Source organism: Thermocrispum municipale DSM 44069, assembly GCF_000427825.1.
Taxonomy (GTDB): domain Bacteria; phylum Actinomycetota; class Actinomycetes; order Mycobacteriales; family Pseudonocardiaceae; genus Thermocrispum; species Thermocrispum municipale.
This window is the reverse complement of sequence record NZ_ATYT01000014.1, coordinates 1-25,629: the sequence shown is the minus strand read 5'-3', so window position 1 is coordinate 25,629 and position 25,629 is coordinate 1. Positions and strand designations below refer to the sequence as shown.

The window sequence follows — 25,629 nt, the reverse complement described above, 5'->3', positions numbered from 1 at the left end:
ACTCAGGCCGTCAGGAAGCTGATCACGCTGTGCGGCGCGTTCTCGTCGAACAGCATTTCGTGCGTGTGGCTGCCCTCGACGGCCGCCGCGGTGCTGCGCGGGAACAGGGCCTGCTCGTATTCCGCCAGGGCGGCCTCGGGGTCGCCGGGATGGGCGGCGATGGCCTTGCCGAGCTCGGCGCCGTCGAACATGGCCAGGTTCGCGCCATCGCCGGACGGGGCGAACAGGTGCGCCGCGTCGCCGAGCAGCGTCACGCCCGGCACCCGGTCCCACTTGTGCCCGATCGGCAGGGTGTTGAGCGGACGCAGGACCGGCGCGGTGTCGCTGTCGGTGATCAGCGCGGTGAGTTCCGGCGCCCAGCCGTCGAACTCTCGCGCGACCCGCGCGAGGGCGGCGGAGTCGCTGAAATCGATCTCCGCGAACCACTCCAGTGGTTTGGTGAGCGCCACGTAGGTGTGCAGCGTCCCGCCGCTCTCGCGATGCGCCATGATCCCCTTGCCCGGCACGAGCGCCATCAGCGCCCCACCGCCGACGGCTCGCGCGGCGGCGGGGTGCCGGCTGTCAGCGTCGAACAGGTAGGTCTCGACGAACGACCGGCCCACGTACCGCGGCACCGCGCCGGAGACCAGCGGCCGCACGCGTGACCACGCGCCGTCCGCGCCGACCAGCAGGCTCGTGACGACGGTCCCGCCGTTGGCGAAAGCCACTTCGTGGCGGCCGTCGCCGAGAGCGCGGACGCCGGTGACCTTGTGCCCCCACCGGACGGTGCCTTCCGGGAGCGAGTCGAGCAGGATCCGCCGCAGCTCGCCGCGCTGGACCTCCGGGCGCCCGGCCGTGCCGTCCTCGGGCTGGTCGAGCAGGACCGCACCGTCCGGCGCGAGGACCCTGGTCGCCTCGCGGCCCTCCAGGATGATGCCGCGGAACTCGTCGAACAGGTTCGCCGCACGGAGGGCCTGCTGGCCGTCGTGCTCGTGGATGTCGAGCATCCCGCCCTGGGCGCGTGCGCCCGCGGACGCCTCCGCTTCGTAGACCGTCGCCGGGATGCCGTGGACGTGCAGGACGCGAGCGAGCGTGAGACCGCCCAGCCCGGCCCCAATGATCGTGACGTGCATTGCCCCTCCTTCTTCGTGGAATGCCATTCCATATTGGAACGGCATTCCAGATGTGTCAAGATGGGGGCATGCCACCACGGACCCGGCGCACGGAGGCGCTCTCCCGGGAGCGAATCGTCGAAGCGGCCGTCGAGCTGCTGGACGCGGCGGGCGAAGCCGGGCTGACGTTCCGGACGCTGACCGAACGGCTCGCCACCGGCGCCGGCGCGATCTACTGGCACGTGGCGAACAAGGACGAGCTGCTGACCACGGCGACGGACGCGGTCGTCGCCCAGGCGCTCCCCGCCGCGTCCGCGGGTTCGCCCCAGGAGGAGATCCGCGCCGTCGCGCTCGGTTTGTTCGACGCGATCGAGCGACACCCGTGGCTGGCGACACAGCTGTTGATGCAGCTGACCCGCAACCCCGGGGGCCCGGTGGCGCCGCGGATCTTCGAGGCCATCGGACGCCACATCGGCGCGCTCGGGGTGCCCGAGCGCAGCTGGTTCACCGCGACGTCGGTGCTGGTGCACTACATCCTCGGCACCGCGGGCCAAACCGCGACAGCCGAAGTCAGCACGACGCGAGAGGCCTTCCTCGACACGGTGGCGAGTAGTTGGGAGGACCTCGACCCGGAGGCCTACCCGTTCACCCGCCGCGTCGCGAGGCAGTTGCGCAACCACGACGACCGGGAACAGTTCCTCGCCGGAATCGATCTTGTGCTGGCCGGCGTCACCACCCGCCACTCGTCGTAGGCACCCTTGCGCCGCGAGCGGGCGTGCGCCGCGCATCAGTTCTGCTTCGCAGACTGAGCGTTCGTTTGCACCGTCAACATGCAGGTTCGCTCATTGAAGAACTGGAGCGTGTACTGTCGGCTTATGAGTGCCGCCCGGGCCAGCGCCGCTTCGCTGGTCACTCCTGCCGAGATCGCGCGGCTGGCGAAGGTGACGCGGGCTGCGGTGTCCAACTGGCGCAAACGATACGAGGACTTCCCGGCTCCTGTGCGTGGTACCGGCCGCACCGCCCTGTTCGACCTTGCCGAGGTCCGATCCTGGCTGGACCGGCACCGGAAGGGCGACGATCCCTCGCCGGAAGTGGTGCTCTGGCACGCGCTGCGCACCCGGTACGGCAGTGAGATGGTCCGTGGCTTGGCAGACGTTTCGAGACTGCTGACCACCGGATCAGCCCAGGATCTCGAACCGGACCTCATCCCGCTCATCCACGATCTGCTCGAAGAACGCGCACCGGCTGAAGTCCTCACAGCCCTCGTCGAGCGGATGTCCGCGGGCGAGTACACCTCGACACCTCGCCTGGTGCGCGCAATCAGCCACTTCGCCGGCCCGGTGACCGGAACCGTCTACGATCCGGCCTGTGGCATCGGTTCGCTCCTCCTGGCGTTCGCGACTCCCGGCACGTCCCTAGCGGGGCAGGAATGCCACAAGGCCGCAGCACGCCTGGCCGGAGCGCGCCTGAAGCTCGTCGACCCGGACGCCGCCGTGCGAGTCGGTGACTCACTGCGGCACGACCAATGGGATCGGCTGCGCGCCGAACTGGTCGTCTGCGACCCGCCGGTCAACGCTGCGGACTGGGGCCGCGAAGATCTGCTCCTGGACGCCCGCTGGGAATTCGGCGTTCCCACCCGTGCCGAGGGCGAGCTGGCCTGGCTCCAGCACTGCTATTCCCACGTTGCCCCAGGCGGCCGGGCAGTGGTGGTGATGCCACCCTCGGTCGCTTATCGCAAGGCCGGCCGTCGAATCCGAGCGGAGCTCATACGCCGTGGCGCGCTTTCCGAGGTCATCGCCTTGCCACCGGGGATGGCGGCGCTTCATGCACAGCCAGTGCAGCTGTGGCTGCTGGACAGGCCGGTCCACGCCGAGTCAGGGCGCGACACGGTGCGGATGGTGGATCTTTCGGCGAACGACCCGGACGAGACGCTCGAGCCCATCGCAAGCCAGATCACGGACGTACCACTGATCGACCTGCTGGACGAGGACGTCGACCTCACACCGGCTCGCTACGTCGCCGCACAACATGTCGACCACCTGGCCGAGTACGCCGCCGCCTGCGCGGCGGTGGCGACCACGCTGCACGAGCTGCGTGAGCTGCTCCCCGAACTCGGCAAGGGCCTGGGTACCCTCGACGGCCCGTCGATCAAGGTGGCGGATCTCGTGCGCGCCGGACTGGTCTCGCTGACCGATGACGGAGCGACCTCGACGAGTGACCGGCTGGACACCGACTTCCTGCGCGGCTTTCTGAGCAGCGCCGCGAACGTCAAGCGCGCGACCAGTGGCAGCGGCAGTTTCCGCACCGACGTCACCGGCTCCCGGATCCCCCAGCTGAGCGTCGACGAACAACGTCGTTACGGCGCGGCGTTCCGCGCGTTCGAGGAGTTCGATCGGTTGCTCGCGGAACTGGCGAAACTGGGGCAGCGCGCTACATCTCTGGGCCGGGACGGTCTCACCCTCGGTGCGCTGCGCCCAGAACCAGGGAATTAAGCGGGCAGGAAAGGGCTGGGCGCGCCACTCCACGACACGGACAGGCGTTCGCGGGCCCGGGTGCAAGCGACGAACAACAGGCAACGCTCCTTGAGCAGGTCGCTCGCATGCTGCTGCGGGTCCACTTCCACGGGCGTGACCTCCTTGGCGAAAGGGACCGCGCGGGCTGTGACGCCCACGACCGCGACACAGCGGAACTCGAGCCCCTTCATCGCGTGCATGGTCGCCAGCCGCACGCCCTCGGTCCCGGCCGCCGGACGATCCTTGACCAGAACCGCCGGGATGTCGTCGGCCCGCAGCCGGTCACGCACCTTGTCCAGGAGGATGTTGAACCGAGTGCACACCGCGATCTCGTGGGGCAGCACGCCTTGCCCCAGCCATTCCCGCACGCATTCGACGAGCGCGTCGATCTCCGAGTTCTCGTCGGGGTATCCCGCGATGTGCGGCCGGGTGCCGTGCAGCAACGAACGGTAGCCGATCAGGCTGTCGTCGCCCTCCCCGCTGAGCTGGTCGATCCGGACGTCGGCCATCACGCCGGTGGACCAGCCGAGGATCTCGGCAGTGCTACGGTAGTTGACACGCAGCCTGCTACTCCGTCCAGTGACCGTGATTCCCAGTGTCCGCAGCGACACCCGCGAGTCGTAGATCCGCTGATGAGGATCGCCGGTGATGAACAGGTCGTCCGGTCCTTCGGGAACGGCCGCCCGCAGCACCCGCCATTGCGCCGGGTGCAGGTCCTGCGCTTCGTCGACCACCACGTGGTCGTACCGGTGTCGAGTAACTTCCCGGCCCGACAAGAGCTTCGCGGCTTCCGCGCAGACCAGCAGATGCGTGGTCCGCCCCGCGAGTTCGGTGAAGAACGCACCCATTGCCTGCCACAGGCGCTCCCGCTGCGACGTGCGCAGCGCAGACCCGCGACCGCGTCGCTCGGCCCGGAGGTAGCCAGCCTTGTCCTCGATACCTTGAGCCAACACCACGTGCCGGAACTCCTGCAACAGAAACTGCTCGGTCCACGGCAAGTCGAGGCGACGGGCAAGGCGCCGCCAGATCTGCCGCTCGTCCGCATCCCCGATCGGCGACGGCACTCGCCCGGCAATATCCCGCACCACCCGGTTCGCGAACGAGTCAACCGTCGTGACGTCTACCCGGGCCAACTGCTCCTCGTCCTCCAGCAACAGCGCCAGGTTCTCCCGCAGCATCCCGGCCAGCGCATTGGTGTAGGTGGTGAGCAGCACACGGCTGTCGGACGCACGGGACAGCAGGTGCTTGACTCGGTGCAGGGCGACGACCGTCTTTCCGGTCCCCGGCCCACCGGTTACCTGCGCCGGCCCACTGTAGGAGGTGCGGTAGGCAACGCGCCGCTGAGACCGGTGCAGGAACACCCGCCACGCGGCGAACGGCTTGTCCAGCGCCTCGGCAAGTTCGTCCGGGCCGGTGACGAGCTTGATCCGGTTCGGCGTGTTGACGATCGCGATCGCCAGACTGTCGCTCGTGCCGTCACCGCTGGTGGCCGCCAAGCGCTCCGCGACGACGTCCCGGTAGACCTCCTCGGGGGTGAAGCCCTCGGCGAGGAACTGCAGGACCTCGAACTGATCCTCGGGCAACACGCCGGCGAAGGCCTCCAGCTGGGCCTCGTCGACGATGGCTCGCGCCGCGCGCAGGACCTGGTCGTCGATGCCGAGCTCTCGCAGGACCGTGTCGGAGTGGCGGGCGAACAGCAGGTCCGGTGCCTTCGCGGCCACCTCCTCCAGAGAGGGCGTCAGCTGTTCGATCGCGACCACGTTGCGGACCTCCAGCCCACGGGTCGCGGTGTTGACGGTGTAGAGCCGCTTGGCCGCCCAGGAGTAGGCGTCGTCGTGCGGGACGACGTTGAGCAGCAGGAAGATGTCACTTCCGTCGTCCGGGGCGAGGACGACGCCGCGCCAGAAATCGGTGATGCGGATGGTCCGCATGCGCGGGTCGCGTGCGTTGTCCACCGACTCCAGGTGCAGGCCCTTGTCCGCGTACAGCTCGGCGATGGACAGCTGCTGAAATTTGCCCATCGCTTTGCGGACCCCAGCCTTGATTTGCTTCTCCAGCAGGTCGTACGTCTCCCAGAAGCTGTGGGCGAAGGCGAGTTGCGGCATGGTGGTCCTTCACTTCCCGATGAGTCGGCGGGCCAGGAGTGCGACGCTGCTCAGCAGGTCACCGGGTGGCTGGTCGAGGTCGAGAGCGTGCTGGTGGATGACGACTCCCGCGTTGCGAATCCGGTGCCGGGTGTGCGGAACCTTGCCTTGGGCATAGACGAGGTGCCCCTCCGGCAGGTTCAGCGCTGTGCAGTAGGCCAGCATCTGGTAGAGGTCGGCATCCGGGAAGCCCTGCGGCTTTTCGGTCTTGTACTTGGCGTCGGCCACGGCGAGCGGCGTGCCGTCGTCGGCGTAGTGGACGAAGTCGGGGATCATCCGGATCGCCCTGTCCTCGTCGAGATGGTGGCCGGCCTGCAGAACGCAATGTCCAGTGTGGTCGGTCAAGGCTTCGCGGAGAGCTACGGTGAGGAAGTCCTCGAAGACCCGGGCCATGTCGAACGTGAACCCTTGCACCGCGACGTCCCCGTAGCGATGCTCGACGGACGCGTTGCGCAGGACGAGTTCGGCCAGGCGCAGCGCGTGGTGGTAGCGGACGTTGAGCCGGCTCGGGCGCCAGGAAGGCAGGACGGCACCGCGGGGAATCGGGCTGACATCGATCAAGTCCGCCCGCAGCCGAAGCAGCCGCCCGCGCACGTCATTGGGTACGGTCAGGCGGAGAAGCGTTTCACAGGCCGAGCGCAGGAGCCGGTTCTCGGCGATGTCGGTGGTGTACTCGTCATGGGCGATCTCCACCGGCACCAGCCTGCCGTGGTACCGACGGACTTGCTCTGCGAAGCGCAGTCGGCCGCGCATGACGAGCGCGGTCTCCTCGATCGCGACATAGCCCTTGAGCAGCCCCTGCCGCAGCGCATGTTCCGCTTGGCGCGTGAACAGTCGCGCAAAGGCCGGCAACAGCTCGTGTTCCTCGGCCACATCCACCTGCTCGTCCCGCCAGCCCTTCGGGCTGCGGGTGTAGCCGAGCAGGAACAGCAGCCGGGCCACGGGCAGCTTGGGCTGGATCCGCACGGTGACCGCCCGGCCGTCGGGCACCGGTACGGTCGCCACTCCGACCACGCCCTTGGCCCGGACCCGCCATCGTCCGCTGGTTTCCGGGTCCGGCGAAGCCTCGACCAGCCCTGAGCGCGCCAGGGCACGGCCGGCCGCGTCGTCGAGCGGCACAGACCGAGGCGCGGCGTGTTCGACCAGGGCGAGCGTGGTCATGCCGGGGCGTTCGTGTCCGCAGACGATATGGCGGCGCGAAGGGAAGCGAGGCCGTAGCGGTGCTCGACGTCGATGCCTTCGCCGTAGTGATGTTCCTCCAGCAACGGGAGGATCTTCGTGCGCCAGGCGCGGGCCAGGCCGTCCCCACGGTGGACGCCCGGTTTCATCAGGTACGAGGGTCCGACCTGGAAGTCCGGGTCTCCGATGCGGGAGTTCAGCTCATCGAGCAGGTCGGCTGATTCGGGGCCGTGACCCTCACGATCCAACCAGCGGCGGAGCAGGCCACGGGTCGGTTCGGTGCGAGGGGACAGCTCGAGGAACGAGAACCGTCGGCGCATCGCCGCATCAACGAGGGCAATGGACCGGTCGGCGGTGTTCATCGTACCGATGACGAACAGGTTGGGCGGCAACGCAAAGTCGTCTCCGGAGTAGGTCAGGCGAACGGACCTGCTTCGATACTCCAGTAGGAAGTACAGCTCCCCGAACACCTTCGCCAGGTTGGCTCGGTTGATCTCGTCGATCACCAGGAAGTGCGGGATGTGCCGGTTTCCCTCTTGGGCGGCCGCGTTGGCGATCTCACGAAGTGGGCCGTCGGTGATGCGGAAGGCGACGTCCCTGGTTCGTGGGTCCTCCTGGGGCCGGAAGCCCTCGAAGAAGTCCTCATAGGAATAGGACGGGTGGAACTGCACGAGCTTGACCTGCTCCGGGCCGCCGCCGAAATACTCGGCCAGCCGCAGGGCCAAGTAGGTTTTGCCGGTGCCGGGCGGTCCGTAGAGGATGATCTGCCGGTCTTCCCAGAGCAGGTCCCGCAGCTCCTGCAACCACCCAACTTCGTGTACCAGCAGTTCCTTGGCGAGATCGTCCGTCGCTTCGGGCAGTTTCAGCTCGCGCCGAGCCATCAGCGCGGCAAGTTCTGCGCTGGACTCGCCGTCGGCCTCCTCGACTTCTTCGGCCAGTTCCTCGTCGCTGCGCCCTAGACCAGCGACCATGCCCTCTACGCTGGTGAGGTCAACCACGTCGTGCTGGATGGACAGTTTCTGTTGCAGCGCCTCAGGCAGGTCCAAGTAGGGGTAGCCGACGTTGCGCCACTCGACGGGTCGCCGCAGGTTCGATCGGCCCCCCTCAGAGGCCACCTGCTCGACATCGCCGGTGATCTCGCCGACGTAAAGGTCGCCGTTGGAGATCGTGCACACCGTGTCTCCCGGCTTCATCCTGGACAGAAAGGTGTGCAGCGCCTCGATCAAATGGGTGCGCTGACTGTAGGTGAGGACCGATTCATAGTCCTCTTCCACCAGCGTGCGCAGCTCGTCCTTGCTCACGCCCTGCTCGACGCCTTCGCGCAGGTGGTTGGCGGCGAGGCTGACGAGGCCGCGCGGCAACCACAACCGTTGCACCAGGTCCAGGCCGGCGACGTTGGAGCCGCGGACCAGCCAGGTGCGGTTCGGCCCGTACCAGGAGGCCTTGAGGAAGTCCGCGAGCGGACGCCCGTCGGCCGTCTTCCACTCGGTGTAGCCATTGGCGGCCCGGCCGAGCAGAATCTCGGCCCCCGCCGAGGGCGAGTTGCAGGTGATGTCCTCGGTCGTCTCCAGATACCCCGGCCACGTTGTGGATTCCCTGATCAGGCCGTCCGCCCGGAGGCTCTCACGCAGTCTGTGTGAGGACTTCATCGTCGCGGGGAACGACGGCACCTCCTCCGGACGCACCGGAGACCCCGCACTGACCCTGAACTTCTGGCTGCCGTTTGTGCCCTTCTCGGTGAGCAGCTGTCCGCGGGCGACGGGGCCGTTGTAGGGAAGCCGGAGCTGGAACTCCGGGTAGGGGCTGTCCATCAACGTGCCTCGCTACTAGCCGCCGCAGGATGGCGGGGCCCGTGTCCCGGTGGCGGGGTGAGGGTGGAGGTGTAGTTCTCCCCGTCGACGAGTGGCGTGGTCAGGCTCACGCCGGCCTCGGCCATCCGGTCATACTCGGCGAGGATCAGCTCCTTGGTGCGGTAGGTGCCGTATTTAGCCTCATCCTTGCGCTTGACGATCGGGAAGGTGTCGAGGATGTAGTCGGCGTCGTCGCGGGAGATGCCGTAGAGGTGGAAGAAGAGCGCATCCAGCTCGGCGCGGATGACGGCGCGGCGGTGCTCGTCCCAGATGAACGGAGCACCGGAGTCACCAAGGTCTTGCGCGAAGGGGGCCATGTCGTGTGCGGTGTAAACCAATTCGAGGATGCGCAAGCGGACAGAACAACCGTGGATTTGCAATTTTTCAGGTTCAACGAGCGGCAACTGTGCAAATTGAAAAAAGTTTAGATTAGTTCCGCCAAGCTTCTGCCGTAAGACATAATCCGAGCTAATTGACACCATGTTAGCATATAGAAGATCAGCCGGGCTCTCCGGGGACGGTAGGATGAGGTTTCCCGAATCTCCTAGGCCACTCTTAGGGAAGGCAAAGCCGATGACGGTGCGCTCGTCCGTAGCCCGACAGATCTTTCGGAACCCGACACTCCAGTCGCGGTCCCAGGCCCTGGCGGCGAGGCGCGTTGTCACGCCTGCCTCCATGATCTCCTTGCCGTCCTTGTCGACTCGGCCGCTCGGTACGTCGTGTCCGGGCACCCAGTAGCGGGGCAGGACGACAACGTTGGGATCCTGCTTTTCCTCCAGGGCGAGCTCGTGGGTTGAGCCGTCCTCGTCGTAGGTAGCCCAACGGTGGTCGTAGTGGTGGAGCATCTTCGCCTCGTACAGCGGCAGCATTCGTTGCGCGCCGCGGGTGAAGACGTTGCCGGAGAGGGTCCAGCCTTCGGCTTCGAGCTCCTCTCGCGAGTGGAATAGGTGCGAGTCGTTGGACATGTCGAACATCCGCATGAACGACACGTTCCACGGGTTACTGCCGCCGCGACCAGTCTCATCGGGCTCCTTGACCAGGACCGGGACACGCCGGTAAATGCCGAGCGTGATCTCGGCATCGCGCCGACTGCGGAAGACCGGGCAGGTGCCGGTGTTGGGGTTGAGAAGGGTGATCTCCTCCGGGGTGAGAGCGAAGGCCTTGTTCGCGTCGTCCAGCTCAGTCGGGTCATGCAGGAAGAACGCGAAGCTCGCCGCCGGCTCACGCAGCGCCCCGCCGACGAGGGACAGGATGCAGAACTTGAACGATCGATGAACGCCCGGAAACAACGGTGATGCGTTCTCGAAGTCGTAGAGGGCTGCGAGGGAACCATGCGTCACGAGGTCTTTGAAGAAGTACTGCGTCGTGGCGTCCGTGGCGATACCGGTCGGCACAATGACACCCATCCGGCCACGCGGGCCGGTCAGGATCCGGTCGACCTCCGCGAAGACAGCATACGTATTGATGTCCCCGCGGCCAGTCAACGGGTAGCGGCCGCCCATGCGGAGGAAGTGGCTCTCCCCTTCTGCCTTCCGCTTCGCCGTTCCGAAGTCCTGGTACAACGCGGACCGGTCGGGATCGTTCTTGAGCGCCTCGATCAGCTTCTTGCGCGCCGCCGCGTTCTTGGCCGTCGCGATTTCTGCGTCGCGTTGCGCGAAGAACTCCTGCTCCTGCAGTTTGATCCGTTCCCACGGCGGGTTGCCCAGCACGCAGTCAAAACCGCCGGCCCAGCCGGTTGCCTCGGCCGCACCGGCATCCGACTCAGGGACGGTGAACACCTCGGGGAACTCAAGGTGCCAGTGGAAAAATCGGTACTGCTCGCGAAGCCGGATGACCTCCTCATGGGTCCGCTGCGGGGCGGCATCGGCCTCCGGGTCTTGCAGGTTGCGGAAGACCTTGTCGGTGATCGCCAATGGGGCGTCCGCCGTCTTGGGCCACAGGAACGCGGCGCACCAGGCGTCGGCCACGCCCTTGGCAACCTGGTACTCCGTTGACCTCATGAACTGCGCGTAGGCAGACTCTTGCCGACGTACCTGGGGAAGCTCGTCCGCGGGCAAGCTCGCGATGCTGCGCACCGCCGCAGCGAACGTCTTGTTCGACACCTTCACCTCGATGTCGACGTCGAACAACTCCTGCTGTCCCACACGTTCACTCCGGTTTCGCTGCGCGAGGGACTTCGCGATCTTCTTGTCGTCGCCCTCAATGGGCTTGAATGCCTCGTCCGGAATACCTTTCTGCAGCAGTTTCGGCGTCGCGCCGAGCAGGGCGTTGCCGCACTTGACGTGGGCATCCAGGAAGCTCAGGGGCTTGCCCGGGTCGAGCGCCTCCAGCCACAGCGAGACCTTCGCGAGCTCGACGGCCATCGGGTTGAGGTCCACACCGTAGATGCAACGGGCGATGACCTCGTGCAGCGCACGCTGCACCTCATCCCGCGTCGGTTCCGGGTTACCTTCCCGCACGGCTGCCACCCGCTTGGCGATGCGCCGTGCGGCGGCGACCAGGAAGTGTCCCGATCCACATGCGGGGTCGCACACCGTCAGCGACAACAACTCATCCACGATGGACTCGGTCGCGTCGGCCCGACCCGCAGCGGAGGCGGCCTGCTCGCCCCGCTTGACCGCATCGTCGATCACAGGATCGAGCGTGGAGTTCAGCAGGCACTCAATGAGAGAGGACGGCGTGTAGTACGAACCGGTGGTCTTGCGCGCGTTGCCCGCCAGTTCGACCAGCTCGAACGTCCGCTCCACGGCACTGTGCTTGGGCACGAGTTCCAGCAGCGACTCGTAGATCGACCCGAGTTCTTCGGCGTCCAGGTGCCGGTAGTCGACCGCGCGCAGGCGACCCGACCCGGCATCGCGGACCTGGCACAGGTACCGCACGGCCGCTAGCAAGTATTCGTTCGATAGGGACAGGCCGTCCAGCGGCTTGTCGGCGTCCTTCCGGTCGAAGATGCCGCCGAGGCCCGGCAGGCCGAGCTCCGGCCGCCCGTTCTCATCACCCAGCGCGTCGAGAACGATGCGCAACGCCTGATACAGGTCGTCATGCGCTGTGCCACGGCGCCGCCGGGCATGCTCCCGCAGCCTGGCAGTTGAGAAATACCGGGCATAGCGCTCGCGCGCCAGCTCATCGGCCTGAGGCGGCGGCAGCGCGCCACGGTCTTCGGCGACGAAGATGAACAGCAACCGGTAGACCAGCCGCAACAGCGCCGCGTGCAGTTCGTGGACGTCCAGGTTCTCGCGCAGCTCCGTGTTGTCCGGATGGCGCAGGAAACCGGTGCCAAGCGTGGTGATCGCGTCACGAACGCCGTCTCGCAACTGGTCCAGGGCTCGGGTGCCGGATTTGATCGCTTCCAGGCGCCACTTCTCCAGCCAGCACGAAGCCGGCGCCGCGCCTTCGGCGATCGCGAAGCGGGAGACGTGCAGCAGCCGGTACAGCAGGACGAATTCGCTGAACAGCTCGCCGTCGAAGATGGCTTCCAGGTCGAACTCGACGTAGGCGGCAGTGGCCAGTGCGCTGGAGTCGCGCAGCAGCCGGAGCTGCCTGCCGTTGGTGATGATGCCCCACAGGTGCGCCTCCGACCGGTTGAGGCACTCCTGCACCAGCGATTGCGGCGGCACGCTGCCCGGCCCGCCAGGCCGCTTGTCCAGCGAATGGTGCCAGGAAGCCAAGTGGATCGGCACATGGTTCCACCGGTGGCTGACGGGGAAGGTCTTGGTGCCGTCGTCGGTGGTGATGCCCGTCGCGCCGAGCGATGTCAACTCGCCGAAACCGAGTTCGTCGAACAACGGCACGAGCCACTGCGTCCGCGCCTGGCCGGTGTGGTCGACCGGCGGATCGGCCTCGGGGGCGACGGGCAGTTTTTCCCGCAGCTCGGCCCACACCGAGCGTAGGTAGTCCCACCGCCGTTCCGCGTCGTCCCGGACCGAGCGGGAGCCGACGACCCGGTAGTCGCCGGGCAGGCACCCGCTGACGTCCTTGCCCTCCGAGATCCGTACCAGCATGTCTGCGGGCAACAGACCGCCGACGGTGTGCACGGCGGTGAAAACCTGGTTACGAGCGATGGCGGACATCAGGCGGCCCCTCCCGAGACCGGCAGATAGACATAGGCGCCAAGGATGTCGGCGGGTTTCTGGGCGGTGACCCGCACTCCTCGGACGATCTCACCGGAGGCGGTACGCACCCTGCGGTGCGATGCGAGCAGCTCCGCAGCGAGCTCGTCCCCATAGGACTCGAGGTGGGTGTTGGTCTCAGACAACTGGTCCAGCACCCGCTGCATCGTGCGCTCGCCGAACGCGGGGTCGGTATTGGCGTCGGCGGTCAGGTCGGCCAGCCGCAGCGCCTCCTCGGCGGGCAGCCAGGTCGCATTCGTCGGCGAGCCCTGGAACGCAAGCATGCGCGCGTCCTCGGCGACCAGCTGCCGCTCCCCCGTCCGGGACGGCAGGGTGAGGTGGAAGCGGTAACGCACCAACAGCAGGGTCGTACGGATGTCCACCCCCTTAGTGCGGATGACACCGCAGCGCCGCGCCGGACGCGGACCGCCGGCCTTGGGGTCGAGCGCCGCGTTGAGCACATACCCGGCCAGCGCGCCTACCACCGGGTCGGTGCGCACCAGCGCCACTTCGCCCCGCGCCACCGCGGCCGTGGACCGGAACGGCACCGGCCGTCCCGTCTCGACGGAGTCCCCGCCGAGCACCGGCGCGACGGCGTCACGCAGGCCGACATGAGTACCGCTCAGGTCGGCGGTGAAGCCGCCCTCGCCGTCTTCCCGCAGCACGGCCTCCAGCGACCGCAAAGCCTGCCGGACGAACCCGCGCACCTCACCGGCCCGCCCCAATGTCTCCCGGACGGCGGCGACCTCGCGGGCGACGTCCTGCGGGTGAATGGCGCGCTGGGCGAACCGCGACCGGGACGTCTTTTCCCGCTCCGCCGCCGACTTCCAGTCCGCCTCCAATACCTGCGCCTTGTGTTCCAGGGTCTCCAGCTCGAACAGCTCTGCCTGCTCGGGCTGCTGGTCGCGCATCAGCAGCCATTCGACGATCGCGTCGGTCACCGCGGCGGACGCCGCATCCGGCACCGAAACCGAGATGCCCAGGTCCTTCTGGATCTGCCGGTGCTTCTTGATGAGCACCTCCAGAACCTTGCCGTCGATCCCGTTGTCACTTCCATAAAGCGTGACCACCCGGACGGTGTCCCGCCGCTGCCCGTACCGGTCGACCCGGCCCTCCCGCTGGTCGTGTCGGGTCGGGTTCCACGCCAGGTCGTAGTGGATCACCGCGTCGAAGTGGTGCTGCAGGTTGACGCCCTCTGACAGGCAATCGGTGGCGACCAGCACGCGGCGCGCGGCCGGATCGTCGCCCGCCTCCTCGGCCAGTTCCTCGATCCGCTGCAGGCGTTGCTGCGGCGACAGAGTGCCGGTCACCGCCCGGACCACGACCTTTCTGCCCAACTTGCCGGCCAGCTGCTCAGCCACGTACTCGGCGGTGGGGATGTACCGGCAGAAGATGATCGGGTGGTAGCCCTCAGCGAGCAGCGCCTTGACTTCCTTCGTCAGCACCGCAAGCTTGGCGTCTTCCTCCGGTCCCTCCAGCCGCTCCGCACGGTCGGCCAAGGCGGCCAGCCGCGCGCTCGCCCCCTCGGTCTCCGCGCCGGGCGCCACGTCGAACCCTTCGAGCGCGTCGCCATCGCCCGTGTCCCGCACCAGCGGGGTTCCGAGACGGTCGGCTTCCTCGACGGTCTCGGCCTTCGCTGTGGCGGACCGCGTGCGCAAGGTCTGGGCGGCGGCTCGCGGCGAGGACACCAGGGACCGCAGCAACGCGATGGCCGACCACCAGGCGACCCGGGCCTCCCGCTTGCCCTGGTTGCCTGCGGCACTCACCCGCTCACTCGCGTAGGCGATGGCGTCTTCGAGGAGGTCCCGGTAGGCGGGAGACAGCTTGTAGGTCCGGTCCTTGAAGTAGCGGTCCGACGGGAACTTCGTGTCCTCCCGCAGGCTGTCGTCGGCCAAGCCGTCCTCGGTGGTCAAGAACTGCCGCACGTCGGCTCGCTTACGGTGCACGAAATGTGCGGCGAGCAACGCTCGGCCCGCATCACTGTCCAGGTCGACGGATACCAGGTCAGGCCGGACCAGCCCGAGCAGCGCACGGAAAGCGCTCTCTTTACCGCTGTGCGGGGTAGCGGTCACCAGTATCAGGTGACGTTGCTCGTCGGCGGCGATCCGCTGCAGTAGCTCGTACCGCAACTGACTCTGCGCCGATGCCGTGTCCTCCGCGGCCACACAGGTGTGCGCCTCGTCCACGATGACAAGGTCCGGACAGTGCCGGACGAAGTCGTCGCGGTGCCGGGTGGACTTGATGAAGTCCGTCGAGACCACCACGTGCGGGTGCCGGTCGAACAACGACTGCCCAAGGTCCAGCCCACGCTCGAGTTTGGACACCGTAGAGGCAAGCACCAGTTCGGCGTCGATGCCGAACTTGGTGCGCAGCTCCTCCTGCCACTGCTCGGCCAACGCGGGCGAACACAACACTGCCAGTCCTCGGGCGCTGCCCTGCGCCAGCAGCTCGCTCGCGATGAGCCCGGCCTCGACGGTCTTGCCGATGCCGACATCGTCGGAGATCAGCATGCGCACGGTCTGCTGACGCAGGGCCATCATCAACGGCACCAACTGGTAGGCCCGCGGTTCGACCGCGATGCGGGCAAGTGACCGGAAGGGCCCGGCGCCGGAGCGGAACCCGATCCGCAGCGCCGACCGCAACAGCCCGGCGGCGAGCTCGTCACCCAGGTCGTCCGGCGACGGTCGCTCGAACTCGGCGTGACGGACATCCTCGAACGCGGGGAAGACGGCCGCGATGTCGTCGTCGGCCCCGCCCAGCGGGCGCAGCACGAGCATGTCGTCTGCGCTTTCCGGCAGCACCACCCAGTCCCGGCCGCGGGCGGAGACCAATGAGCCGGCCGTGAAAGTACTCGTCATGTCCTGTCTTTCGTCTGGTCAGGCGCCCACGGCGGGGCCGAAGTACTGCTTGAACCGCTCGGCGACGGCCGACCAGTCCTCGTCATACCGGAACCGCACCACGTCCCAGCCCCGGTCGAGCAACCTGTCCTCTGCCTCGGCGTCCCGTTGCGCGACGAACTCGTGATCGTGCACGGGGCCGTCGACGAAGACGGCTACGTTGGCGCCCTTCATCCGGTAGACGAGGTCGGGGCGGGCCAGAGCTTCCGGGATGAAGGTCTGTGTCTCGTCGGGCAGGCGCAGGCCCTGCTCCTTCAACCAGCTCAGGAGCTTTTTCTCCAAGCTGGTTTCCGTCTGGTTCGTCAACCGGGCCAGCTGCTCAGAGCGAGACTCGCCGCGGCCAGTGGCGAGCACCCGCGCGTCGGCCAAGCGAAGCAGCAGGTCCCGGATGCTGTGCCGGTCGATTGCGGCGTGGTGCAGCTGGTTCCCGTAAGTGAGCAGGCATTCGTAGCAACCACGTGCGCAGGGCCGGTCCGGGTGCTGGCCGCCGCGGTCGGTGCCGTCCGGCTCGAAGTGGCAGATGTCCAGCGCGGTCCGCACCGCGGTCGGCAACGCTTCCGGATCGGACTGCAATCGCCTCAGCACACCGGCGCCGCCCTCGGCCGCCTCGGTGAACAGCATCCGGTCCCGGTCACCCCCGTCCGGCGGCAGCAGCTCGCTGGTCAGCTCCGAATCCTCCAGCTCGAAGGCCGCCTCGATGCCTCGTTCGAGGGCGTACATCAGCGACAGTGCGACCGCCTCCGGCAGCGGAACGGCGAGCTTCAGCACCAGGATGTTACGGCTGTCCTGGACGTAAGGGATCACGCGTTTGCGGGGTCGCTTCTCGTTGCCGTCGGCATCGACGGCCGGCATCTCACTGGAATCACCGGAGGCCTCCTTGGCCTCGCGTTCGGTCAGCCACCGACCGTCGACAGGGTCGAGCCAGAAGCCGGGCGGCTCGTCTTCGGCGGCCCGCAGCCGGCCGATATTGCTGATCCGCACCGTCGCCGAGTCGCCATAAGCGAGAGTGGCGATCTCCCCGCCCGCGTCGGACACGGTGGCGTCTCGACGGCCTGGCCGGGCGCCGTGTTCGTGAAAACGGTACGAGGTCACCAGGCGGAAACCCGCCCGCCGGCGTTCCTCCTCATCGGAGGAAATGCGCTCCCGCCTGCGGGTGTAGACGGTGTGCAGGTGCAGCAGGCCGACCGTCTTTTCCGTCAACGGCGCGTCACACATCTCGCACCGGCTGTCGTCAACGTCATGGTGGTAGCCGCAGGCCGCACAGCGCTTGGCTTCAGTCGTGACGACGTCGCCAGAAGCGTCGGGGGGTAACTGGATCCGGGTGACCTGGTAGCGAGAGCCCTCATGGTAGATGAGCGCCCCCGGACCGAATTCGCGAATCGCCAGGAAGCGTGGTCGCTGCAGATAGTCGCCGTCGGCGAACCGACGACCCGACATCGGAATGTAGGCAGCCAGCGGCAGCCGTGGGAACGAGTATCCAGGCAGGAAACCCTCGCTCGCGAGGTAACGGTAGGGGTTGAAGTCGGCCAGCACCGAGCTGCTGTCCACGCTTTCGTTCTTCAGCAGGTTGAGCTGGGTCTCGGCTTCCCGGCGCCGGCTCACGGCGCTGTTGCGATCGCGTTCGGACAACGTGTGGTCCAGGACCCGCCGGTTCTGCTCCGCCTGATCGACCAATGCGGCGCGGAACAGACCCCGCCACCGGTCGAAACTTCGGTCGAACTCCTCCGGAGCGCGCCGCACCGTGTCCTCGAGCCACTGGTCGTGCCACCAGGCCGTGTCCGCGAACTCGGTCAGCAACTGGGCGAACACCTCGCGGGCCGCCGCGACGGCGCGCCGCTGCACCTCGGAGTCGTGCACGGCCGATTCGACGTGCTCGTGCAGGCGCAGCTTGGGATCGGGGCGACGGGCGTCTTCGGGATAGCTGATGTCGATGATCCCTGGGATGGCGTTGCCCAGCTTGAGCGCCGACTCGGCCAACCAGATGGCCTGCACGTGCGACCGCACCAGATCCTCGTTCGCCAGGTCGAGCCGGGGCCGGGCGACGGCACCGGCCACCATCCGGTCGGAGCGCCGGAAGTAGTACTGGTCATGGCTGTTGCCAGTGGCGCAGTAGGTGGTCACGAGTGCCGGCTGTCCGGACCGGCCCGCCCGGCCACTGCGCTGGGCGTAGTTCGCCGGGGTCGGTGGCACGTTGCGCATCATCACGGCGTTCAGCTCCGAGATGTCGACCCCGAGCTCCATCGTCGGCGAGCAGTAGAGCACCTTCAGCTCGCCCTTGCGGAACTCCTCTTCACGTTCTTCCCGCTGCTTCGGGTCGACCTGGGCAGTGTGTTCCTTGGCGACCATGCCGCCCAGCGTGCCCGCCGTCTCGCGATAGAGGTCGCGGAAGAACGTGTTGACCCGCGGCCCGTCACCGCTGGCGTAGGTGCGGGTGAGCGGGTCGTGCGTGCCCTGCTCACCCGTGCCGGCCTGCCAGATCAACGCGCGGGCGGCGATCCGGTAGCCGGTGGCCGGGACCACTCCCGTTGATCGCCGGAACCGCCCCGCACGCTGAACCGGGGCTTCGACCTCCCGCAGGAGTTCGTTCCTCGTCAGCACCCGCATCAGGTCCACAATGACCTGCTGGGTGTCGTCGACCGACAACTCCGGGAAATGCTGGCGGCGCAGGTACTTGCCGAACTTCGCCCGCCCGGAAAGGAACAATCCCGCACGGTCGATGCCCGGACGGGAACCCTGCGCATAAGCAGTGCCGACCTCTGGACGGTCGTCCTTGGACAGAACCCATGGACCGGTCAGGCGTTCCTCGCTTGCGCGCTGCAGCGTATCGAAGTCGTCCCGGAAGTATTGGACATCGATGGCGAGGTTTCGACGCATCTCGTCGAGCAGCGTGCGCATAATCTCCAGGCGGCGTCCCGACGCGGCGCCCTCAAGGTACGTGCCGTGCCACTGCTCGTCCCGCTCCGCAAGCCAGTCCAGGTCCTCGTAACCGATCCTGAGAAGACCAGTCTGCTCCAGGTTCGGCATGGTGACCCGCCACCCCCGACGCAGATCCAGGTAAAGCCGGAAGGCGACGACGTCCCGCAGCGTTCTCGCGGCATTGCGCGCCAGCGACGGCGGCAGATCCGCCGAACCGGCGTAGTCGGCTGGCCCCACGCCCAGCGCATCCACTACCCGGGAGGCGAGCTCCTCGTGGCGGATACCCCCCTCCCCGGCCTCGACCGTCGCCCGGTACAGGGCCGCCCGCAGCTGCGTAATCTGCACGAAGTCATTGAAGTGTCCCGCCTGCAGCGAGGCATCCTGCCGGTTGTCGACGAACGTGAGCAGCTTGCGGGCTCGCTTGTCGAGCGCCTCTGCAGGAATGTTCTTCAGGGACCGCACGATGGAGGCGGACACCAGCGAGGTCGCCGACGAGCGGCCCTCCTGGTCGAGGGTGGCCAGCTTTGCGAAGTCCTTACCACGCACCTGCTCATAGCTCACTCCGCAATGCAGGCAGAACCGGAACGGAGCCGGGATGAACGCCGCCGCCAATTCACCCTGACTCTCGTTGCCGTAGGGGTCGACGGTGACCGCCCTTGGCAAGTACTTGCGATAGCTCTCCCGCACCGACTCGGTGCCCAGATCGTCGATCTCGAGCCACGACTCCGGCAGCCGCCGGTCTGCGATCGCCTCGTTCTCGTCCGCCGGCCAGGCACGCTCGGAGTCGATGTAGAGATATCCGTCGCCGGTCCGGCCGCCGCTGGCGGCGGTGTTCTGTCGCGGCTCGTAGACATACCCGCCACCCTGCGCCGTGCGCCAGACGCTCAGGTACTCCTGTCCGCATTCCCGGCAGAAGGCGAGGGGCACCAGGATCTTTCCGTCCGACCCCGGCTGCACCCGCTGGTAGTCGCGCGTCAGGTAGCGACTGCCCTTATCCTCGATCGTGACGTAGACCGTGTCCCCTTTGGACAGGAACTGATGGAGCCGGAAGGCAAACAGCGGCCGCTCCGTAACCGGATGCCGCGCCTGTGAGCCCGCGCGGAGCGTCTTGCGGATCGCTTCCGCACACACGTCCTTGCTCAGCCCGCTGTCCCGAGCCAGCTCGGCAGCGGCATCCTCGATTCGGGCCGGTCGCTGCCGGACCAGGCTGTCGGTTTCCTGCTCCAAGCGAAGGCCGAAGCGAGTCTCGATCCAGCACGCCAACGGGTCGGAAACCAAGTCCGCATAAGCGTGCGGCGCATCCGGCGCCATAAGGCGCTCAGCGGGCACAGTGGCAGGCGCCTCCGCTGTGGCCCGCACCAGGGTTTCCCCGATGACGTTCTCTGGCCTCACCTCGGTGCCGAACAGGGTCGTGGCCGCCCGCGCGACGACCTGGCGCTGCTCGGCGAAACTGCCCTCGCTGGCCATCGTGGCCGAGGTCCCTACACACTGCAGCTTCTCGGCCCGGCACGCTTCCCGGACCCGGCGGATGAGCAGCGCGACGTCCGCGCCCTGACGACCGCGGTAGGTGTGCAGTTCGTCGAAGACAAGGAACTCCAGCCCACCCGCCATCTTGATGAGCGAGCGCCGATCGTCCGGTCGGGTGAGCATCAGCTCCAGCATCACGTAGTTGGTCAGCAGGATGTCTGGCGGGTTGTCCCGGATCTCCTTGCGGCGCTCGTCGCCCTCCTGTCCGGTGTAGCGCGCGTAGGTGACCGGCTCCCTGCCCTTGCCGTAACCGTCGAGCAGGTACTTGTCGAGCTCTTTGAGCTGGCTGTTCGCCAGCGCGTTCATCGGATAGACGATGATTGCGCGGACCCGTTTGGCGGCTTGAGGACCCTCCGCCTCGCGTTCCCGCAGGATCTTGTCGACGATCGGCACGATGTAGGACAGGGACTTACCGGAACCGGTACCGGTGGTCAGTACATAGGACTGCCCCGACCGCGCGATGTCGATCGCTTCGCGCTGGTGCCGGTGCAGCGTCAACGGCCGTCCGTCGCACACGGTGCCACCCTCGGTCTTGCCCGCCTGGAAGATCCGTTGGCACTCCTTGTGCAGCACACCGGTGTTCGCCAGCTCCAGGACCGTGCCGCCGGAGGCGAAAAACGGGTTCAGCGACAGCCAAGGGTCCGGCCACTGGGATTTGGCGGTCAGGTCCTTCTCGACGTATTCGGCGATCGCCTCGTCGCGGATGATCGTTCCGCCCTGGGTGAAGGCCCGGTAGTCCGAGATGAGCCGCTGGTGCACGTCGAAGACGTCCATCCCGTCGGCGGGTGGCTTCGGCGGCGCGTCCGTCAGTGCCGGCTTGGTGGTGGCCGTCGAGGAAAGGCCACGCAACGGATTCCACTCGTCCCAGCCCGGGACGCCCTCCTCGCCGACAGCGAACGGCAGCAGTGCTTCGCGCACGGCGACGGCGTCCTCCGGGCGCTCAGCCGGGTCCTTGCAGAGCAGGCGCTCGATAAGGCGAGCCAGGTCGGCAGGCACATCGGACCGCACCTGCCGCACCGGCGGGACGGATTCGTGGAGGTGCTTCTGCCCGAGCTCGTGAGCGGAGGGACTGGAGAACGGCGGGACTCCGGTGAGAAGCTCGAACAGCACGCAACCGAGGGAGTACAGGTCCGCGGCCGGCCCCACCGTCGAGTCCTGGAACTGCTCGGGAGCCATGTAGCGGGCCGTTCCCACTGTGACCCCGGAGCTCGTGATCTGCGGGCCCACCACGTCGTCTGCAATCCGGCCCATGCCGAAGTCGAGAACCTTGACCACGCCGGTGCGCGTCACCATCACATTGGACGGCTTGACGTCGCGGTGAACCACTTTTTCGGCGTGGGCCGCGGCCAGCCCGTCGGCGATCTGCGCTCCGAGGGCCGCCACCCAGGAGACCGGCGCCTGCGGACACTCCGAGACCAGCTCGCGCAGGGTCCGGCCGTCGAGAAGCTCCATCGCCAGGTAGGGCAGGCCGCTCTCATCCACCCCACCGTCGACCAGGCGTGGCAAGTTCGGGTGGTCGAGGTGCCGCATGATCCGCACCTCGCGTTCAAATCGCTGGATCGCCTTGGGCTCAGGGGCGGAGCCGAGGAGCACGCCGGCGCGACTGCGCAGGATGACCTTGATCGCGACCAGCCGATCCGCCGAGCCTTCGTCCGCCTCGAGGTCCTCCGCCCGGTGCACCTCACCCATGTTTCCCTTGCCGATAGGGCCAAGGAGCCGGAACCGATTTGCCACGACCTCGCGGTTCACCGACACTGCGCCCTCCCATGATCTGCGCCCAACCTACCCTTGTACATCGGTAGAAGAGCGGCGTTCATGACAGAGTACACAGAAGAAGCTTCACCAACCAGATGATTTCCCGTTGACTCTGTCAACAGGTCAAGCTCGGGAACACGTGTCAAGGTCGAGCACGAGAACGTCGGACGACACCAAGAGGCAACCTGGCCGACATCACCGTGACGGACTGACCACCACCGCCGACGCCCTGAGCCCACGGCGACAACGGTGCAGAGAGCAGCGGCGAAGCGAACCCGACGAGAAAGGGAGGGCAGGAGCGCGACCTGTCCCATCCTTGTGGTGCCCCCGGCAGGACTCGAACCTGCGACCTAGAGATTAGAAGGCTGATTCGAGCTAGCGGTGTGCTCACCTGCGAAAACGCGCCTGGTCCGGGAGCGTCCGGGCCAAAGTATCTTAGTCATAAAGACTGTCCACAGTGGACACAGTAACAACCACAAGATCAAACACGAGAAGACCAGCGCACGGGGCTGGATGGGTCATGAGGAAGATCGCCGTGCTTGCCGCGTTCACCGCCCGGTGGGCTTGTTGGCTGGGTGCTCGGGCAACGACGAGCATGAAGTGAACCAAGAGCAATTCCAGTACCGACATCACCAAAGCCGGGTACGCGCCACCGGACTTGCCAGGATGGGCAGAGATGGAGGACGACGCACGGACCATCTGCTCTTACAAGCCGACGCGCTACCAGCAAGCCATGATAACGCTGTATGAGGCGGACATCTTGAACATGGCTGGGATGTTCACCAAGCACTTCTGCCCACACCGGATCGAAGAGTTCAACAAGTTCGCCCAGGCCCATCAACCGGACGTAGTCATCGAGTCCGGGATAGATATCTTCGCGAAGTGACCGTCGGGGCAAAAGGAAAGACCCCTGGCAGCCGGAGCTGGATACCAGGGGTCTTTCGCTTGTGGTGAGTTCAGAACTCGCCCTTGACGACGCCGTCCTTGAAAGCCTCCCACTCGGTTTGGGTGAAGCGCAGGATCGGGCCTTCACCCTTGTCCTTGGAGTCACGCACGTAGACGTTGTCACCCTGGAAGGCGACCTCGACACACGCACCGTGTGTGTTCGACCTGGACGACTTACGCCAGCTCAGCTTCTGCGGTTCCATTCCTCCGCTACCTCCCGCATGAATTCGACCGTCTGCCGCCTCGACAGCGCCTCGGCTCGGATCAAGTCCCACCGCTCCTTGGTCTGCGAGACTACATTCTGGTCATTCAGCAATATCCCCTTGGTCGGGGTATCGACGTACACGTACTCGCGCCCGTCAACCGTGGCGATGATGAACGACCCGTCGAGGTGCACATACGTACCACAGTTGGCGGGAACGACTTGCATGACCAGTTTGTCAGCCAGGTCAATCAGGTGCTCCAGCTGCTTCGCCATCACATCTGGGCCGCCCACCGGGTACCGCAGCGCGCGCTCGTCAATCAAGGCGACATAGACCACTCCTCGGTCCAGCACCGATTGGCGCTCCAGCCGCGCGGTTAGTCGAGCCTCGTCGCCACTGAGAAGCTCGCGTGCGTACTCCTTAGTCTGTAGGAGACCGGGCACCACCGACAGCTCGAACCACATGATGCGGGTGGCCTGCTGTTCGACGTCGAACCAGTCCCGCAGCCACTCGGGAGTTGCGTCGTGGGTGAGCGCGTGCCGACGGATCCGAGCCAGCAGCCCGCCCGTTTGGAGCGCTTCGTCGAGAGTGTCGGCGAACTCCTGGCTGGGCGCCTTCTTGCCGGTCTCGACCTTCTCGATGAGGCTGACGGAGAAGGCAACCCGCTCGGCCAGCTGTTCCCGGGTGAGCCCGGCCCGCTCTCTGGCTAGCCGCATCTCGCTCGCGAACAGTCCTGACACCCGGCTCACACCTCACTCGCACTAGCTCGTCATGTACCCGCACACAACCGCCATGCGGGCGTGGTCTGCGTCTCAGAGTAATCGCTTCGACACAAGATGAACCCATGACCTGGAACTCGGGACCTTGCACGTACTTAACCGGAGGAGCCGCCTACATCGTCACCGACGCCTGCCCTGAGGTGGTTCGCATTGGCGACGACGAGGTGCGGCAGGACGAACGAGAGCGCGTTGCGCTGGACGAGGGTGTGGGCTTTCCACCCGTCGAGCGGGGGCTGTACCAGTCGTGATCGAGTACAACCCGGTCCTGTTCGCCGAAGTGGCGCGGGTGAACCCGGGGTTGGTGTCCACCCTGTCGGTCCTTGACGGGCACCTCCGTAACGGCCCGCTGCCCCCGCCGGAGGTCCTGCAAGCCTACGGGCAGCACATCTGTCGGCTGGGTGCGGCGATCATCGGTTACGCCGACCAGCTGGCCAACGAGTCCGCGATCGAGGTCCACTCTGTTGGCGGTCCACCCGAGGCGCCGACTCAGGAAGGCTAGGAGCATGAGCTGGAAGAGGGGCGAGAAGCTGAGCGGGCACTACTCCGGCAACCCCCGCCGCAACGAGGGCGGGCGGCACTCCAAGCCGTGCAGGGTGTGCGGCGGCAGCGGTAAGGTCTGGGGTACCGTGGTCAACCGGAAGACCGGCAGCAGGGACCCCCACCAGGAGCCATGTAGCGCATGTGGTGGCACCGGGATTGGATGATGCGAGGAATGCACCCAGGCGAAGCACCACACTGCACCGCCGACGGGATGAAGCGGGTGCTCTCCGAGAGCGCTGCCGACGCCTTCATCGCGGTGTCGAGGGGCGGCCTGAAGAAGCAGCGCTGCAGCGTCGTGCCGGAAGCGTGGCACCTCACGACGGACGAAGACGAAGAGTTCCTCGCGTTCTACCGGTCTTGGCAGGGCTGAGAACGCAAAAAAGCCCCCACTCCTCCACCAAAGAGAGGCCGGGGATTTCTTTCATTCCGCACCTGACAAGGAAGCAGATCTAGACATCGACCGTAACTGTCAGGGCTGCGGCCTCAATCTCCGGCGCCCCGGCGGGCTGTTCCTGCTCGCCAGACAGGCCCCGAACTTCTCGCCCACCCGCGGACATCCGTCGATGGCGCCGCGCGGTTGAAAGCCTTGAGCCGCCGATGCCAGCCCGGCAACGGCGCGCGGAGGTCGTCGACTGGGAGGCGGCCGTTCCTGATGACCAAGGTACCAAATCAAAAGTCTCTTGGTCTTCAAGCCGTGCGCTGCCGCCAAAAACAGCGTTTCCGCTGGTAGCGCCCCCGGCAGGACTCGAACCTGCGACCTAGAGATTAGCGGGCGGTCTTTTGCGATGTCGCGCAATGTTTGTTGACTGTTGCTGCTACCTGCATGGATGTCGCTCGCGAGCGGGTTTGGCGCGCCGTTGTTTGGTGACGTTTGCCATCCTTTGGGTTGGGTTTCGGTTGGCTCCCTGCCTGCACGTGGGTGGCCTGGTGTTCCATCTGTCGCGCGTCAGACTTTGTGGCTCAGGGGTTATGTAGGTTCCTGAGCAGGAGGTATGACGATGAGCCGTCCCCCGGTGTTCCCGGTGGAGGACAAGATCCGGATCGTGCTGAGCGTGCTGTCCGGGGAGATGACGATCGCCGAGGCCGCTCGGCGGAACAAGGTCTCGGAGCAGTCGGTGTCGCGGTGGAAGGCCCAGTTCCTCGAGGGCGGCCGGGCCGGGGTTGCCGAGGGCGGTAAGGCC

16 protein-coding genes are annotated in these 25,629 nt (G+C 66.8%); 7 read left to right on the top strand and 9 right to left on the bottom strand.

What is annotated here, in order from left to right:
* Positions 1 to 2 precede the first annotated feature (2 nt).
* A complete protein-coding gene (locus YWM_RS0112925) occupies positions 3 to 1,112 on the bottom strand; it encodes an FAD-dependent oxidoreductase (protein ID WP_028851090.1) in 1,110 nt (369 codons plus the stop codon).
* A gap of 68 nt (positions 1,113 to 1,180) precedes the next feature.
* Here YWM_RS0112925 and YWM_RS0112920 point away from each other — a divergent pair, with 68 nt between their 5' ends.
* Complete coding sequence (locus YWM_RS0112920) at positions 1,181 to 1,843, top strand: TetR/AcrR family transcriptional regulator (RefSeq protein WP_028851089.1); 663 nt, start codon at positions 1,181 to 1,183, stop codon at positions 1,841 to 1,843.
* Positions 1,844 to 1,966: 123 nt separating this feature from the next.
* Positions 1,967 to 3,583: an N-6 DNA methylase gene (locus tag YWM_RS0112915; protein ID WP_043660970.1), complete on the top strand. Its 1,617-nt coding sequence runs from the start codon at positions 1,967 to 1,969 to the stop codon at positions 3,581 to 3,583.
* On the opposite strand, the gene YWM_RS0112910 is transcribed toward YWM_RS0112915, so the two are convergent.
* The 6 genes from YWM_RS0112910 to YWM_RS0112885 are packed head-to-tail and all read right to left on the bottom strand — an operon-like array spanning position 3,580 to position 21,960.
* Positions 3,580 to 5,709, bottom strand: coding sequence for a DEAD/DEAH box helicase (locus tag YWM_RS0112910; RefSeq protein ID WP_028851087.1), 2,130 nt, complete (start codon positions 5,707 to 5,709; stop codon positions 3,580 to 3,582). The two genes, YWM_RS0112915 and YWM_RS0112910, sit on opposite strands and share 4 nt — an antisense overlap.
* Positions 5,710 to 5,718: 9 nt before the next feature.
* Complete coding sequence (locus YWM_RS0112905) at positions 5,719 to 6,909, bottom strand: McrC family protein (protein ID WP_028851086.1); 1,191 nt, start codon at positions 6,907 to 6,909, stop codon at positions 5,719 to 5,721.
* Positions 6,906 to 8,738: a DUF4357 domain-containing protein gene (locus YWM_RS0112900; protein ID WP_028851085.1), complete on the bottom strand. Its 1,833-nt coding sequence runs from the start codon at positions 8,736 to 8,738 to the stop codon at positions 6,906 to 6,908. The genes YWM_RS0112905 and YWM_RS0112900 overlap by 4 nt, the downstream gene beginning before the upstream one ends.
* Positions 8,738 to 12,847 (bottom strand): Eco57I restriction-modification methylase domain-containing protein, encoded by a 4,110-nt coding sequence (locus YWM_RS0112895; RefSeq protein ID WP_028851084.1) that lies wholly within the window; start codon positions 12,845 to 12,847, stop codon positions 8,738 to 8,740. Before YWM_RS0112895 ends, YWM_RS0112900 begins: the two co-directional genes overlap by 1 nt.
* Positions 12,847 to 15,744, bottom strand: a complete 2,898-nt coding sequence (locus YWM_RS0112890; RefSeq protein WP_028851083.1) for a DEAD/DEAH box helicase — start codon at positions 15,742 to 15,744, stop codon at positions 12,847 to 12,849. The genes YWM_RS0112895 and YWM_RS0112890 overlap by 1 nt, the downstream gene beginning before the upstream one ends.
* 18 nt (positions 15,745 to 15,762) lie before the next feature.
* Positions 15,763 to 21,960, bottom strand: a complete 6,198-nt coding sequence (locus YWM_RS0112885) for a protein kinase domain-containing protein (protein ID WP_281168819.1) — start codon at positions 21,958 to 21,960, stop codon at positions 15,763 to 15,765.
* 754 nt (positions 21,961 to 22,714) lie between these two features.
* On the opposite strand from YWM_RS0112885, the gene YWM_RS0112880 reads away from it, so the two are divergent.
* Positions 22,715 to 22,867: a hypothetical protein gene (locus tag YWM_RS0112880; RefSeq protein ID WP_156914766.1), complete on the top strand. Its 153-nt coding sequence runs from the start codon at positions 22,715 to 22,717 to the stop codon at positions 22,865 to 22,867.
* Between the two features lie 70 nt (positions 22,868 to 22,937).
* On the opposite strand, the gene YWM_RS0112875 is transcribed toward YWM_RS0112880, so the two are convergent.
* A complete protein-coding gene (locus YWM_RS0112875) occupies positions 22,938 to 23,129 on the bottom strand; it encodes a DUF397 domain-containing protein (protein WP_028851080.1) in 192 nt (63 codons plus the stop codon).
* The gene (locus YWM_RS0112870) at positions 23,111 to 23,869 is read right to left on the bottom strand and encodes a helix-turn-helix domain-containing protein (RefSeq protein ID WP_156914765.1); all 759 of its coding nucleotides are present in this window, start codon (positions 23,867 to 23,869) and stop codon (positions 23,111 to 23,113) included. Before YWM_RS0112870 ends, YWM_RS0112875 begins: the two co-directional genes overlap by 19 nt.
* 104 nt (positions 23,870 to 23,973) lie before the next feature.
* Between YWM_RS0112870 and YWM_RS0112865 the strand changes: the two genes are divergently transcribed.
* The 4 genes from YWM_RS0112865 to YWM_RS23485 form a co-directional block, all read left to right on the top strand.
* Positions 23,974 to 24,156, top strand: coding sequence for a hypothetical protein (locus YWM_RS0112865; protein ID WP_028851078.1), 183 nt, complete (start codon positions 23,974 to 23,976; stop codon positions 24,154 to 24,156).
* Positions 24,153 to 24,407 (top strand): hypothetical protein, encoded by a 255-nt coding sequence (locus YWM_RS0112860; RefSeq protein WP_028851077.1) that lies wholly within the window; start codon positions 24,153 to 24,155, stop codon positions 24,405 to 24,407. Before YWM_RS0112865 ends, YWM_RS0112860 begins: the two co-directional genes overlap by 4 nt.
* A gap of 213 nt (positions 24,408 to 24,620) precedes the next feature.
* The gene (locus YWM_RS0112855; RefSeq protein WP_028851076.1) at positions 24,621 to 24,818 is read left to right on the top strand and encodes a hypothetical protein; all 198 of its coding nucleotides are present in this window, start codon (positions 24,621 to 24,623) and stop codon (positions 24,816 to 24,818) included.
* Between the two features lie 628 nt (positions 24,819 to 25,446).
* The coding region (locus tag YWM_RS23485; RefSeq protein WP_156914763.1) for a helix-turn-helix domain-containing protein at positions 25,447 to 25,629 on the top strand (183 nt) is incomplete at its 3' end.

Coding starts and splice junctions, on each gene's coding strand:
- YWM_RS0112925 (WP_028851090.1), bottom strand. CDS start 1,112: ATGCACGTCACGATCATTGGGGCCGGGCTGGGCGGTCTCACGCTCGCT.
- YWM_RS0112920 (WP_028851089.1), top strand. CDS start 1,181: ATGCCACCACGGACCCGGCGCACGGAGGCGCTCTCCCGGGAGCGAATC.
- YWM_RS0112915 (WP_043660970.1), top strand. CDS start 1,967: ATGAGTGCCGCCCGGGCCAGCGCCGCTTCGCTGGTCACTCCTGCCGAG.
- YWM_RS0112910 (WP_028851087.1), bottom strand. CDS start 5,709: ATGCCGCAACTCGCCTTCGCCCACAGCTTCTGGGAGACGTACGACCTG.
- YWM_RS0112905 (WP_028851086.1), bottom strand. CDS start 6,909: ATGACCACGCTCGCCCTGGTCGAACACGCCGCGCCTCGGTCTGTGCCG.
- YWM_RS0112900 (WP_028851085.1), bottom strand. CDS start 8,738: ATGGACAGCCCCTACCCGGAGTTCCAGCTCCGGCTTCCCTACAACGGC.
- YWM_RS0112895 (WP_028851084.1), bottom strand. CDS start 12,847: ATGTCCGCCATCGCTCGTAACCAGGTTTTCACCGCCGTGCACACCGTC.
- YWM_RS0112890 (WP_028851083.1), bottom strand. CDS start 15,744: ATGACGAGTACTTTCACGGCCGGCTCATTGGTCTCCGCCCGCGGCCGG.
- YWM_RS0112880 (WP_156914766.1), top strand. CDS start 22,715: ATGATAACGCTGTATGAGGCGGACATCTTGAACATGGCTGGGATGTTC.
- YWM_RS0112875 (WP_028851080.1), bottom strand. CDS start 23,129: ATGGAACCGCAGAAGCTGAGCTGGCGTAAGTCGTCCAGGTCGAACACA.
- YWM_RS0112865 (WP_028851078.1), top strand. CDS start 23,974: ATGACCTGGAACTCGGGACCTTGCACGTACTTAACCGGAGGAGCCGCC.
- YWM_RS0112855 (WP_028851076.1), top strand. CDS start 24,621: ATGCACCCAGGCGAAGCACCACACTGCACCGCCGACGGGATGAAGCGG.